The organism is Pseudomonas syringae group sp. 247E2 (assembly GCF_032587795.1).
GTDB classification, from domain to species: domain Bacteria; phylum Pseudomonadota; class Gammaproteobacteria; order Pseudomonadales; family Pseudomonadaceae; genus Aquipseudomonas; species Aquipseudomonas amygdali.
This window is the reverse complement of the sequence record NZ_JAWHPK010000030.1, coordinates 76,288-89,221: the sequence shown is the minus strand read 5'-3', so window position 1 is coordinate 89,221 and position 12,934 is coordinate 76,288. Positions and strand designations below refer to the sequence as shown.

Genomic DNA, 12,934 nt, shown 5'->3' with positions numbered 1-12,934 from the left:
CATCAAAATGCAATCATGCCGCCCCCTCGCCAATAGTGACCGGTTTGACGCCGGCGCTGCGCAGGTGCTCAGCATAGCGTCGGGGATCGAGCCGCACCACCATCAACAGCATGATCGCGACCAACGCCATCAGTGACCACCATGCGCCTGCAAAGCTGCCCGTCAGGTCGCGGATTATTCCGGCAAACAGCGGCGACAGGCTGGCAATCAGATAACCCACGCCCTGCACGAATGCGGTCAGGCCGCCTGCCTGTCGAGGATCATCGGCATGGTCCATAGACACAATCAGGCTCATCGGAAACAAACCGCCGATCCCCAACCCCAACAAACAGGTCCACAGCAGGCCCAGCCGCTGCGGCAGCAGAATCAGCCCGGCAAAACCGATCATCATCAACACCAGCAGCATCGCCAGCGCTACGCGTTTATCGCGACTGCGGTTAGCCAGCGCCGGAACCAGCAGACCCGATACGACCTCCATCAGGGTCAGAAAGCCCAGCAACAGACCGGCATCCTGCTCGCTCCAGCCGTTCTCCAGGTAATAAGGCGCAAGCCAGGCCAGTACGCAGGTATAGGACGCAGTACCGAGGCCGAAGAAAACTCCCAGCATCCAGGCCCGAGGTATATGGAAAAAAGCCTGCCGGGGCCCGGCAGCGTTTGAAGTGTCGACCTGTAACACGCGCCGCTGGGCGAACCAGACGCACACTGCCAACAGTGCCAGAAGCGACCACACCGCCAGACCAGCGCGCCAACTGCCGCTGCTGCTCATCACCAATGGGCTGAATGATGCGGCAAGGGCCGCGCCACCCATGATCGCGGTTACATACAGGCCCATGCACAATGAGACGTTGGCCTTGAAACGCGATTTGATCAATGCGGGCATCAGCGCCTGAATCAAGGCAATGCCAAGACCTGCCAGCACAGCGCTGAAAATCAGTTCGACAGCAGAATCGAGAACCAGACGCGCCAGGGTTGCCAGGCCGATAAGCACCAGTGAAAGCAGGATGCTGCGATGCGTCCCCAGGTAACGCGCGATGCCGATGCCGAAAAACATCGCCAGCCCCATGGCCATGATCGGCAGCATGGTCAGCAATGACGCCATCCCGAAGCCCAGCGGCACCTCCAGACGAATCGCCGCAAGCAACGGACCGACCGCTGCCATCGATGGGCGCAGGTTGAGCGCCACCAGTACGATACTGACCATCAACCCCATATTCCGAACCGCCAAGCTACGCACCTGCATACCGTCACCATTACTTTCGATGATCAGGATTAGGCCGGGCGCGTGCTCATATGACAAATCAAAATCTGGGTGCTGCTATTTAAAAATCAGTTCAGCAATGGCGCGGGCAGTTTCAGGCATTCTGCCGAGGGCATTTGCAGTTCGTTACTCGGCCGTGCTGCTCGGGCTCGGGTTCAGGCTCGGCAACTTCATCGACGCCCAGCCACCATGTCAAACCGCGACACGGGTATTGCACATAGAACGGCTGGCCCATCATCGGCGTGGTGATCGAAACATTCTGCTCCCAGGCCAGCGCCAGGATACGATCGAACGGTTCGTGCCAGGCGTGCATCGACAGGTCGAAGGTGCCGTTGTGAATCGGCAGCAACCAGCGACCACGCAGGTCCAGATGCGCCTGCAGCGTCTGCTCGGGTTGCATGTGCACATGCGGCCATTCGACGTTATAGGCCCCGGTTTCCATCAGCGTCAGGTCAAACGGCCCGTATTGCTCGCCGATGGTCTTGAAGCCATCGAAATAGCCGCTGTCGCCACTGAAAAAGATCCGCTGATCGCCGTCGATTATCACCCAGGACGCCCACAGGGTACGGTTGCTGTCGAGCAGCGTACGCCCGGAAAAATGCTGCGAAGGCGTAGCGACGAACTCGATGCCCGCCACTTCGGTGGACTGCCACCAGTCCAGTTGGCGGACCTTGTGCGCGGGTACGCCCCATTCAATCAGCGTATCGCCTACACCAAGTGGTGCCAGAAAATGCTCGGTCTTGTCGGTCAGCGCCTTGATCGCCATACGATCCAGATGGTCGTAGTGGTTGTGCGAAAGAATCACTGCCTTGATCGGTGGCAACTCCTCGAGGCTGATCGGCGGCTGATGAAAGCGCTGCGGCCCCGCCCACTGCACCGGCGACGCGCGCTCGGCAAACACGGGATCAGTCAGCCAGAACTGGTCGCGTAATTTGAGCAGGATCGTCGAATGCCCGAGGCGATACACCGTGTTGTTCGGCGCTGCCAGCAACTGCTGACGCGACAGCGGCTGTACCGGAATTTCGCCTGCGGGACGCGTGTCCTTGGGCTTATTGAATGCCTGATCCCAGAAAATGCGGAGTGTTCGCAGCAGACTCGCCGGTTTCATCGTCGCGTGATTCCGATATCGCCCCTCATGACGGGACAGGACAGGCAGTGAAGAAGCATCCTTTTTCTGATGTGTCGAGGCCATGGTTTGCTGACTCCTGGGAACAGGTTGAGGCTCCAGCCGTGCATACTTTGTACGTGATCCCGTTGCAGGATGCTCGATGAAAGATATGTAACAGTTTTTTACACTACACGGTGTAGTTTTAAGCTTGCATGATCCTTGGCGACAAGTAAACTGCTGAGTGTAACTTTCTCTAAACGTCCGTTTGAAGCGAACCTATGACCGCACCCATGCGCCTCACCGATCAGAAACGCGAATCCATCGTCCAGGCAGCTATTGCCGAATTTGGCGATCGTGGTTTCGAGGTCACCAGCATGGACCGCATCGCTGCTCGGGCCGAGGTGTCCAAACGCACGGTCTACAACCATTTCCCCAGCAAGGAAGAGCTGTTCGCCGAGATGCTGCAGCGTCTGTGGAGCTGTGCCCCGCCGCAATCGGAAGTGATTTATCACCCCAATGTCAGTCTGCGCGAGCAACTTCGAGACCTGCTGTGGGGCAAGATGCGCAACCTGACCAACAGTAATTTTCTCGACCTGGCGCGTGTCGTGGTGGGCGCGACCATTCACTCGCCCGAGCGTGCTCAAGTGTGGATGGCCCGTATCAATGAGCGCGAAGAAACCTTCAGCGCGTGGATCCGGGCGGCCCAGAAAGGCGGTCGCCTGAAGCCTGTCGACCCCGGTTTTGCGGCAACGCAGATGCACGCGTTGCTCAAGTCGTTCGCATTCTGGCCACAGGTAACCTTCAATGCCGCACTGCTCAACCCTCAGGAGCAAAGTGATGTGGTCGAGTCGGCGTTGAACATGTTTCTGGGCTGGTACGAAGTGACTCCCTGAGGCTTCTGATCCGGTTTTTCAGTCGAGTACTACGCCCCGGCACTCGCCAAAGCCAATCGACACCTGCCCTTCCCGATGACAACGGGCACGCAGGATGACCTCGTCGCCAGCTTCCAGGAATATGCGCTTTTCACCGTTGGGCAACGCCACTGACTGCTTGCCGCCTGCGGTCATCTCCAGCAGGCTGCCGTACTGACCTGTCTGAGGGCCGGACAGCGTACCGGTGCCAAGCAGGTCGCCCGGTTGCAGCTTGCAACCGTTGACGCTGTGGTGCGCGACCATCTGCGCCACGGTCCAGTACATGTTCAGCGAGTTGCTCAGACCCAACCGGTAAGGCTCCAGCCCCTCGGCCTTCATCTGCGCGGTCAGCAGCAGCACTTCCAGCTCGATGTCCAGCGCGCCACCCTGCTGATCATTCTGATCAAGCAGGTACGGCAGCGGCTGAGGATCGCCCTCCGGACGCAGTGACTGGGGGCTGCGGAAGGGTATCAGCGCTTCGGCGGTTACCACCCAGGGCGAGATCGTCGTGGCAAAGCTCTTGGACAGAAACGGTCCCAGCGGCTGGTACTCCCACGCTTGAATGTCACGCGCCGACCAGTCGTTGAGCAGGCAAAACCCGGCGATGTGTTCGGCGGCCCGGTCAATCGCGATGGCATCGCCCTGCGCATTCCCCGGCCCGATCCACACACCCAGCTCCAGTTCGTAATCCAGGCGTTTGCAGGGACCGAAAACGGGAACATCCTGACCCGGCGCAAGGGTCTGCCCACTGGGCCGCCGGACCGGCGTACCGGATGTGCAGAGGGTCGATGCCCGGCCGTGGTAGCCAATTGGCACATATTTGTAGTTGGGCAGCAGCGGATTGTCCGGACGGAACAGCTTTCCGACGTTCAGCGCATGGTGAATACCAACGTAGAAGTCAGAATAATCACCTACCCGCGCCGGCATGTGCAGACTGCACTCGCTCATCGGCAGCAGCAAACCTTCAACCGCCTGCACACTGTCACGTTGCGGGTTGTCCGCATCCAGCAGTTGCAGCAATGCGCTGCGCAATGCCTGACGTGCTGGAGCGCCCAGTGCAAAGAAATCGTTGAGCTGGTCACGGCTGGCCACTTCGGCAGCTTCAGCGGCCTGCCCGTGAAAAACCCCCGCGGCTGTTGCTGCGCGCAGATCGACAATCAGATCGCCAATCGCCACGCCACCACGCGGGCCGGTAGTGCCATGGCTGAACACACCCAGCGGCAGGTTCTGCAACGGAAAATCAGCGTGCTCGTTGGCCGATGCCACCCAACTGCGACGATTGAGAGAGCCAGTCATCGGCGCGGTTCCTTGTTGAATGTCCTGGTCATGTCGTTCCAGCAGGCATCGTAATCGGCTTGCAGTTGCGGGCAGCCGAGCGCGTGGCGGCTGGGACGCAATACCTTGCCGGTCTCGAACATGAAGGCCATGGTGTTTTCGATTTTGTGCGGTTTCAGCTCGGCAGTAATGGCCTTTTCTGCCGTGACATTATCCGGGCCGTGCGCGCTCATGCAGTTGTGCAGCGAGGCGCCCCCGGGCATGAAGCCTTCAGCCTTGGCGTCGTAGGCGCCATCGATCAGGCCCATGAATTCGTTCATCAGGTTGCGGTGGAACCACGGCGGGCGAAAGGTATTTTCCGCCACCATCCAGCGCGGCGGGAATATAACGAAATCGATATTGGCCTGGCCGTGGGCGGCACCTGGTGAAGTCAACACAGTGAAAATCGATGGGTCCGGGTGATCGTAACTGACCGTACCGATGGTGTTGAAACGCCGCAGATCATACTTGTACGCAACGTTGTTACCGTGCCAGCCCACCACATCAAAGGGTGAATGCTCCAGGTGTGTCGACCACAGTTCACCAAGGAACTTCTGCACCAGCTCCACCGGTTGCTGATTGTCTTCAAACCAGGCCACTGGCGTCAGAAAATCACGTGGATTGGCCAGCCCGTTACTGCCGATCGGACCAAGCTCCGGAAGGCGCAAGGCGCAACCGTGGTTCTCGCAGATGTAACCGCGGGCGCTGCTGTCGAGCAGTTGCACGCGAAACTTCATGCCTCGCGGCAAGACGGCGATTTCCAGCGGCTCGATGTCCAGCAGACCTAATTCGGTGATGATTCTGAGTCGCCCCTGTTGCGGCACAATCAACCATTCGCCATCGGCGCTGAAAAACGCACGCTGCATCGAAGTGTTGGCTGCGTATACGTAGACGCTCACACCGTCTGCCTGATCCGCCGCCGAGGTACTCGCCAAAGGGATCAGGCCGTCAATGAAATCGACAGGCTCTGCGGGGATATCGAAAGCGTTCCAGCGCAGCCGGTTGGGGTTGATCGGGCCCTGCTCCTGACCGGCGATCTGCCGACCCATGCGTTGGTAACGCGGATGGGCCGCCGAAGGTTTGATGCGATACAACCAGGTACGCCGGGCTTCGCTGCGCGCGACCGTGAAGGCAGTACCCGAGAACTGCTCGGCATACAGCCCCAGCGGGTGCTTCTGCGGAGAGTTCTGGCCAATCGGCAATGCTCCGGGCAGCGCCTCGCTGCTGAACTGGTTGCCAAAGCCCGACTGATAAGCCAATGCGTCGGAACGGGAGTGGATAGCCATCTGGACCTCTTGTTGTTATGGGGTCGGGCAGAGACGGGTAAAACATCATTTAACGTAAAACGATTACGCATAACGTAATTTGAGTTTGCCAGCCGGTCAAGCTATAAAGCTGCCTTTCCCGATCGGCGCACAGCACCCATGACCCAGGACATCGAAAGCCCGACAGGCGGACGTCAGCAAAAGGTTCAGGCCGCCGAAGTTGGACTGGGCGTGCTCAAGGCGCTGGCCGATCTGTCGCCCTCCACTTCCCTGTCGAAACTGGCCGAGCATCTGGGCATGCCTGCCAGCAAGGTTCATCGTTATCTACAGGCGCTGATTGCCAGTGGCTTTGCCGAGCAGGATGCTGTCAACAATCACTACGGGCTGGGGCGCGAAGCGTTGCTGGTCGGGCTGGCCTCACTCGGCAAACTGGACGTGCTGAAAGTATCGGCGCCGTGGCTGGCCAGCCTGCGTGATGAACTGAACCAGACGTGCTTCCTGGCGGTATGGGGCAACAAAGGGCCGACCGTGGTGTATGTCGAAGCGTCGATGGGCGCAGTGACGCTGGTGACGCAAATCGGCTCGGTGCTGCCGTTGCTCGGCTCGTCTACCGGCCTGGTATTCGACAGCTTTCTGAACGAGCGCGAAACCGCTGCGCTTCGCGAGCAGGAAATGCCTTTGCTGAGTGCCGACCAGTTGCGCGACGTCAAGCTGCATATCGAGCAGATCCGTACGACGGGCGTCCACCAGATTCAGGGCTTGCTGATGCCGGGCATAAACGCAGCCTCTTCGCCGCTGTTCGCCATGGGCAACAAGCTGGTGGGCGTGATCACCGTGGTTGGGCCGGGATCGGTGTTGAACGACGAGACGCAGAATCTGGCGGCCAGGCGGCTTTTGCAAACGGCGCAGGCCATCAGCGAGCGTATGGGCGGTAGCCGTCCGTCAGACTGACTCAGGAAGAGGCGGTTGATACCCTGGCAAAATGGCTCGCTCCATGCCAGCCGTGAATCAGCCGACCTTCGACGCGGTTACGCCCTCTGGTTTTGGCCAGGTAAAGCAGCCGATCCGCTTCCGCCAACGCGGCGGTATGTCCATCCTTCTCTGCTGCGTTGATCGACACCACGCCCGAGCTGATGGTCAGTTTGCCCAGCGGGCTGGCCGAGTGCTCTATACGATTGGTTTCAACGGATGATCTGATTTTTTCCGCGATCTTCAGCGCCCCTGCCAGGTCGGTTTCAGGCAGCAGAATGACAAACTCTTCGCCGCCGTAACGTGCCGCGATATCCCCAGCCCGGTCAAGACTGTTGCCTATGAGCCCAGCCACTTGCTTCAGGCAGTCGTCTCCCAGCAGATGACCGTAGGTGTCGTTGTATTGTTTGAACCAGTCAATATCCAGCAGAATAATTGCGATAGTTGCAGTATTCCGACTCGCCCGCCCCCACTCCTGCTGCAAGGCCGCATCGAAGCAGCGTCGATTGGCCAGGTGCGTGAGGCTGTCCGTGTGAGCGATGATCTCCAGCTCGTTCCTGGCGATGTTCAGTTCACCTTCCGCATTGATCAACTGCTGGATTTGCCGGTACAGCAGGACGCCAAGCAAAACCAGCGCAAGGATAATAATGCCGGTGATGGTCATGGACCGGTATGCATAGGCCCACCAAGGCGCGAACACATGCTGACAGGAGACGCCTGCAGCGGCGACGATCGGCAACCCGGACACCCGCCGATAGGCGTAGATCCTTTCCACCCCGTCCACCACGGAGTTGATCAACGCGGTGCCGCTGTCGCTGTAGGGCAGATAGCGAGTGAAGATATCGCCCTTGGCGACATTGGTGGTCATCAGTGCGGTTAATGTGGGGCGCCGCGCCAGCAGGTCGCCATTGTTCAGAGCGAGAAAGATCACCCCCTTGTCGTCTACATCCATGCGCTGGAAAAACGCCTGGAAATAAGCCACCGGTACGGTGGCCAGTGCAACGCCAGCAAAACTGCCATCCGCAGCATTGATACGCCGACTGACCGGGATGACCATATCCCCGGTATTACGGCTTTCTACGATAGACCCTACATGAATGGACGGGTCAGGGTTATCGCGATGGTAAATGAAGTAATCGCGGTCTTCGTTGTTTCTGGTGTGCACGCCGTTGGCAAAGGAATTGGCGACCCAGTTGCCCTGAGCATCGTAGATGAACAGCCCCTGAAGCCCTTTGACGTTTATCAGGTCTTGAGCCATCAGCCTGGTCAAGCGGCTTTGCTGCTGGCCTGCGACCCCGTCCTGTTCCACACGCTCGACAAGGTCACGCAGCGTATTGTCAGCCTGTTGCAGGGTGTCCTGAGCCTGCTGCTCAGCGGCAAGCACGATATTGGACACCGCAATCCTGGCGGTGGCCGCGCGCTCGAGCTTCGACTGGTTCATCTGCCAGACGGTAGCCAGGGTCAGCGATAGACAAACCAGGGCAATGAAGCCGATCAACGCTTTGCTGAGCGCCGAAGGTGTAAGCCTCGTCGAAATAAAGGAAAGCCGTTTCATAGGGTTGTCATCAAATTGGCAGTGAACCCCGCCATGCAGTTTCCATACCTTAGCGCCACTAACCCGAATACGTTGTTACACCGAGGTCACGCGGGGCTTAGTTGAATGAATGCCCCGCAGGCTAGTTGCTCAAGAAGTCATTACAGGTATTCGGTTTTTTGACGATACAGCTTCTAGGCTGCTAGAGACAGCTACCGATACACTACTGTGAGAGGTGCTGCAATGTATCGAACTTTGCTTTTCCGGCATGGCGCAAGCGCGTGTTGGCAGGGTGTTTTCACCGATGCCGGCACAGCGGCATTGTACATCGATCGCTTCGCGTTTCAGGCGCGATCAGCTTATAGCGATGACCTCAAATGAGTACTTACCCAGTCGGCGATGACGACGAAGAGCGTATTCGGATTTTGAATGCTTTTTCGTTGATGGATACCCCACCTGAGCACGAATACGATCAGATCGTGCAAATGGCATCGCGGATTTTCGATGTGCCCATTGCGCTGATTTCGCTGGTTCATCGCGATCGGCAATTCTTCAAGGCGCGTATCGGCCTCGATGTCTGCGAAACGGGCCGTGACGTCTCATTCTGTAATTTTGCGCTCATGGGCCGTAACGTTTTTCTGGTGCCTGATGCATTGCAGGATGAGAGGTTCAGCTCAAACGCCTTGGTAGTAGGCGCTCCCTATATTCGCTTTTATGCCGGGGCGCCGCTGATAACCGCCAGCGGTCATGTGCTGGGCAGCCTGTGCCTGATCGACAATAAACCTCGGGAGACTTTCTCACAGCGAGATCAATGGGTTCTTCAGGATCTGGCGGTCATAGTCATCGAAAGAATGGAGTTGCGTCGGCTTGCGCTTGAGAATGAAGACAGCCACGCCCGCTTCATGAATATCACCTCGACTTCACCCGACGCGATTATCTGCTCGGACAGCAAAAACCGGATCATCTCATGGAACAATTCGGCCGAGCTCATTTTCGGGCATCGATCCGAGGACGCCATGGGAAAACCTCTCGACATTATTATTCCGCCCGAAATGCGCTCCAGGCATCATGCAGGTTTGTCGAGGGTGGCGTCAGGCGGCCCGACCTCCATTATCGGAAAATCCATTAACCTGACGGCCATACATCGCGACGGTCATACAATCCCGATCGAGCTTTCGCTCTCACAATGGACGTATGCCGGCGAGCCACAATTCGGGGCGATCATTCGTGACGTCACCCAGCGTGTCGAGGCGGACAAATTACTCAAGCATGCGGCTGAATACGATCATCTGACCGGGCTTGCCAATCGATCGACACTCAAAAGGCGGATCAAGGAGGCGTGCGATGCGCAGCTGCCAGCAGCTATCCTGCTGATCGATCTGGACGGTTTCAAGGACGTCAACGACACGCTGGGCCACGCTGCGGGTGATTTTGTGCTCAAGGTGACCTCTCAGCGTCTTCGCGAACACGTACCGGCCTGCCATATGGTCGCCCGTCTGGGCGGCGATGAGTTTGTCGTGTTCCTGTCAGACACGACAGACCCTGACAACGCAACCAGTCTGGGCCTGGCGCTCATAGCGGTCATCGAGGAGCCGATTGAGTTTGAAGACAATTCAATCTACATCGGTGCCAGCATCGGCGTCTCCGTAAGGTCCGGCTCCGACTACGACGAGGAGCAAATGCTCGGCAATGCGGATCTGGCGCTCTACCAGGCCAAGTCTGACGGACGCTCCCTTGTTCGCACCTTCACCTCCGAGCATCGACAGACCGCGTCAAGAAGAGGCGCGCTCAGCTCATCGATGCGTCAGGCGTGGGCCAACAAAGAGTTCGAGCTGTACTACCAGCCTCAGGTACGACTTGCGGACGGTCGTATTACCGGAGCCGAAGCCCTTATACGCTGGAACCATCCGACACTGGGTGTGGTGTCTCCGGCGGTTTTTCTACCTGCACTGGAAGCGGGTCTTCTCGCGGTACCGGTGGGCGAATGGATCCTGCGCTCAGCCTGTGAGCAGGCAGCGCAATGGCGAAACACCGGCTGTGACGAATTTCGCATCGGCGTCAATCTGTTCGCCGCTCAGTTTCGCATGCGTGACTTTGCCGAAATGGTTGAAAGTGCGCTTGAAGACTTTTCCTTGCCGGCACACTCACTCGAGCTGGAGATCACGGAAAACATCATCCTGCGAAACGAACAACGCATTATGGAACCGTTGCGCCACCTTCGCTCATTGGGTGTGGGCATTGCATTCGACGATTTCGGTACCGGCTATGCGTCCCTGAGCCTGCTGAAAGACTATCCGGTGACACGGCTGAAAATTGACCGCTCATTCGTAAGTGGCGTGGAGCGCAGCAAGAAAGACGAAGTCATCATTGAGGCCGTTATCAGGCTGGCGAACGGCTTCAATCTCCAGGTCACGGCAGAAGGCATAGAAACCCGCGAGCAGGAAAGTCTGATGCGCCATTATGTGTGCGACGAGGGTCAGGGCTATTTATATGGTCGTCCCATGCCAGCGCATGAATTTACCGAGCGTTATATCTCGTCTCTCAATCGGCAGGCTGACGTGCTCAAGCACAAATGACTCAGAACGAGCCTGAGCAGGCTCGTCTGATCGCAAGGCGGACACTTCCGCTTATCGCTCAATCCGGCGTCAGTACGCCACGCTGTATCTGGTCACGCTCGATGGATTCGAACAGCGCCTTGAAGTTGCCTTCGCCAAACCCGTCGTCGCCCTTGCGCTGAATGAATTCGAAAAACACCGGGCCCATCAGCGTTGCGGAAAATATCTGCAACAGCAAGCGACGCTCGCCGCCTTCGGAAGAGCCATCGAGCAGAATACCGCGTGACTTGAGCTCGGCCTCCGGCTCACCGTGATCGGGCAGTCTTCCCTGAAGCATTTCGTAGTAAGTATCCGGCGGCGCCGTCATGAAACGCATGCCGGTTGTCTTCAGCGCGTCCCAGGTCTTGATCAGGTCATCGGTAAAGAACGCTACATGCTGAATGCCTTCGCCATTGAACTGCATCAGGAACTCTTCAATCTGCCCCGCACCCTTGGACGACTCTTCGTTCAGGGGAATGCGGATCATGCCATCCGGGGCGGTCATGGCCTTTGAGGTCAGACCGGTGTATTCGCCCTTGATGTCGAAATAGCGCAGCTCGCGGAAGTTGAACAGCTTTTCATAGAACCCTGCCCAGTACGCCATGCGCCCGCGATACACGTTGTGGGTCAGGTGATCGATGAATTTAAGGCCGGCACCGAACGGGTGGCGATCGACGCCTTCGATGAAGTTGAAGTCGATGTCGTAAATCGAGGTGCCTTCACCGAAACGGTCGATCAGGTACAACGGCGCGCCACCGATGCCCTTGATGGCGGGCAAGCGCAATTCCATAGGGCCGGTGGCGATTTCCAGCGGTTGTGCGCCCAGTTCAAGTGCCCGGTTGTAGGCCTTTTGCGCGTCTTTCACGCGGAACGCCATGCCGCACACCGAAGGGCCATGTTCGGCGGCAAAGTATGAGGCCAGACTGTGCGGCTCGTTGTTGAGGATCAGGTTGATCGCGCCCTGACGATACAGGGTCACGTCCTTGGAGCGATGGGTTGCGACTTTGGTGAAACCCATCATCTGAAACACAGGCTCCAGGCTGTTGGGGGTCGGTGACGCGAATTCGATGAATTCAAAGCCCATCAGGCCCATGGGGTTTTCGTAGAGATCAGCCATGACTGGCTCCTTGCAGGAAAAGTGAGAGTGGTTAAACCAGCGCAATCACTGTCCTGCGGGCGGCGCACACGGGATCCCTCGCACGCTGCGCGCGAGAAAATCACCGAATATCAGTTGCAGACCAAGAATCTTCATGAGGGCAGCCTACTCCGGCTTGTCCGATTGTGCATTAGGGTGTGCCTGTTGAAAGGCCGGATGTTGCATGGCCAGACGCTCGACCCGCTGGATACGCGGGTATGCACTCAGTTGGACGTTGTAGCGATGGGCTGCATACAGCTGTGGTAACAGGTAAATGTCCGCAAGGCCGGGGCTCGTACCAAAACAGAAACCATCCTTTTCGATCAACTGCTCGACGGCCTGCAAACCTTCGCCGATCCAGTGCTCGATCCAGCTCAGAATAGCGGGTTCGTCGTGACCCAGACCGCGTAACCGGTTGAGCACCGAAACGTTGTGCAAGGGGTGAATGTCACAGCCGACCAGCGCCGCAACGGCCCGCTGGCGCGCACGCAGAACAGCATCCTGCGCCAGTAACGCAGGCTGCGGGTAGCACTCTTCCAGGTATTCAATGATCGCCAGTGACTGGGTGATGACCACGCCATCGTCCAGCCTCAATGCAGGCACCCTGCCCTGCGGGTTGACCGCCTTGTAGCCGGGTGTGCGCTGCTCGCCGCCATCAAGCAGCAGGTTGACCGGGATCGCAGCGTAATCCAGCCCTTTTAGGGCCAACGCAATACGCACACGGTAACTTGAGGTCGAGCGGTAGTAAGTGAATAGGTCCACGGAAGTCGCCTGCCTGACGCACGGGTGCTGTGTTTATTATTTTCGTAACCACATTACGTAATGCGTAAATTGCGCGATCCGCCT

The 12,934-nt window shown here is 58.0% G+C and carries 10 protein-coding genes; 3 read left to right on the top strand and 7 right to left on the bottom strand.

Annotated features, from left to right (window positions below; translation table 11 throughout):
- Positions 1-13 precede the first annotated feature (13 nt).
- Both RYC18_RS23620 and RYC18_RS23615 read right to left on the bottom strand, forming a co-directional pair.
- On the bottom strand, positions 14-1,240 hold the full coding sequence (locus RYC18_RS23620) for a cyanate transporter (protein WP_316886924.1): 1,227 nt from the start codon (positions 1,238-1,240) through the stop codon (positions 14-16).
- A gap of 112 nt (positions 1,241-1,352) precedes the next feature.
- The gene (locus tag RYC18_RS23615; protein ID WP_005744488.1) at positions 1,353-2,450 is read right to left on the bottom strand and encodes an MBL fold metallo-hydrolase; all 1,098 of its coding nucleotides are present in this window, start codon (positions 2,448-2,450) and stop codon (positions 1,353-1,355) included.
- 194 nt (positions 2,451-2,644) lie between these two features.
- On the opposite strand from RYC18_RS23615, the gene RYC18_RS23610 reads away from it, so the two are divergent.
- Positions 2,645-3,259, top strand: coding sequence for a TetR/AcrR family transcriptional regulator (locus tag RYC18_RS23610; RefSeq protein ID WP_005732625.1), 615 nt, complete (start codon positions 2,645-2,647; stop codon positions 3,257-3,259).
- An 18-nt stretch (positions 3,260-3,277) separates the two neighbouring features.
- On the opposite strand, the gene fahA is transcribed toward RYC18_RS23610, so the two are convergent.
- On the bottom strand, positions 3,278-4,573 hold the full coding sequence (gene fahA, locus RYC18_RS23605; protein WP_117139575.1) for a fumarylacetoacetase: 1,296 nt from the start codon (positions 4,571-4,573) through the stop codon (positions 3,278-3,280).
- Positions 4,570-5,877: a homogentisate 1,2-dioxygenase gene (gene hmgA / locus RYC18_RS23600; RefSeq protein ID WP_057405110.1), complete on the bottom strand. Its 1,308-nt coding sequence runs from the start codon at positions 5,875-5,877 to the stop codon at positions 4,570-4,572. Before hmgA ends, fahA begins: the two co-directional genes overlap by 4 nt.
- Before the next feature lie 138 nt (positions 5,878-6,015).
- On the opposite strand from hmgA, the gene RYC18_RS23595 reads away from it, so the two are divergent.
- A complete protein-coding gene (locus RYC18_RS23595) occupies positions 6,016-6,807 on the top strand; it encodes an IclR family transcriptional regulator (protein ID WP_005744491.1) in 792 nt (263 codons plus the stop codon).
- A gap of 1 nt (position 6,808) precedes the next feature.
- On the opposite strand, the gene RYC18_RS23590 is transcribed toward RYC18_RS23595, so the two are convergent.
- Complete coding sequence (locus RYC18_RS23590; RefSeq protein WP_005744492.1) at positions 6,809-8,380, bottom strand: sensor domain-containing diguanylate cyclase; 1,572 nt, start codon at positions 8,378-8,380, stop codon at positions 6,809-6,811.
- Between the two features lie 356 nt (positions 8,381-8,736).
- On the opposite strand from RYC18_RS23590, the gene RYC18_RS23585 reads away from it, so the two are divergent.
- Entirely contained in the window at positions 8,737-10,935 is a 2,199-nt protein-coding gene (locus tag RYC18_RS23585) for a putative bifunctional diguanylate cyclase/phosphodiesterase (protein ID WP_005744494.1), read from the top strand.
- 58 nt (positions 10,936-10,993) lie between these two features.
- On the opposite strand, the gene hppD is transcribed toward RYC18_RS23585, so the two are convergent.
- Both hppD and maiA read right to left on the bottom strand, forming a co-directional pair.
- Positions 10,994-12,070 (bottom strand): 4-hydroxyphenylpyruvate dioxygenase, encoded by a 1,077-nt coding sequence (hppD, locus tag RYC18_RS23580; RefSeq protein WP_005780599.1) that lies wholly within the window; start codon positions 12,068-12,070, stop codon positions 10,994-10,996.
- 144 nt (positions 12,071-12,214) lie between these two features.
- Positions 12,215-12,850, bottom strand: a complete 636-nt coding sequence (gene maiA, locus RYC18_RS23575) for a maleylacetoacetate isomerase (RefSeq protein WP_316886923.1) — start codon at positions 12,848-12,850, stop codon at positions 12,215-12,217.
- Between the last annotated feature and the right edge of the window lie 84 nt (positions 12,851-12,934).

Excerpts from the sequence above, each read along its gene's own strand:
- RYC18_RS23620 (WP_316886924.1), bottom strand. The coding sequence starts at position 1,240 with ATGCAGGTGCGTAGCTTGGCGGTTCGGAATATGGGGTTGATGGTCAGT.
- RYC18_RS23615 (WP_005744488.1), bottom strand. The coding sequence starts at position 2,450 with ATGGCCTCGACACATCAGAAAAAGGATGCTTCTTCACTGCCTGTCCTG.
- RYC18_RS23610 (WP_005732625.1), top strand. The coding sequence starts at position 2,645 with ATGACCGCACCCATGCGCCTCACCGATCAGAAACGCGAATCCATCGTC.
- fahA (WP_117139575.1), bottom strand. The coding sequence starts at position 4,573 with ATGACTGGCTCTCTCAATCGTCGCAGTTGGGTGGCATCGGCCAACGAG.
- hmgA (WP_057405110.1), bottom strand. The coding sequence starts at position 5,877 with ATGGCTATCCACTCCCGTTCCGACGCATTGGCTTATCAGTCGGGCTTT.
- RYC18_RS23595 (WP_005744491.1), top strand. The coding sequence starts at position 6,016 with ATGACCCAGGACATCGAAAGCCCGACAGGCGGACGTCAGCAAAAGGTT.
- RYC18_RS23590 (WP_005744492.1), bottom strand. The coding sequence starts at position 8,380 with ATGAAACGGCTTTCCTTTATTTCGACGAGGCTTACACCTTCGGCGCTC.
- RYC18_RS23585 (WP_005744494.1), top strand. The coding sequence starts at position 8,737 with ATGAGTACTTACCCAGTCGGCGATGACGACGAAGAGCGTATTCGGATT.
- hppD (WP_005780599.1), bottom strand. The coding sequence starts at position 12,070 with ATGGCTGATCTCTACGAAAACCCCATGGGCCTGATGGGCTTTGAATTC.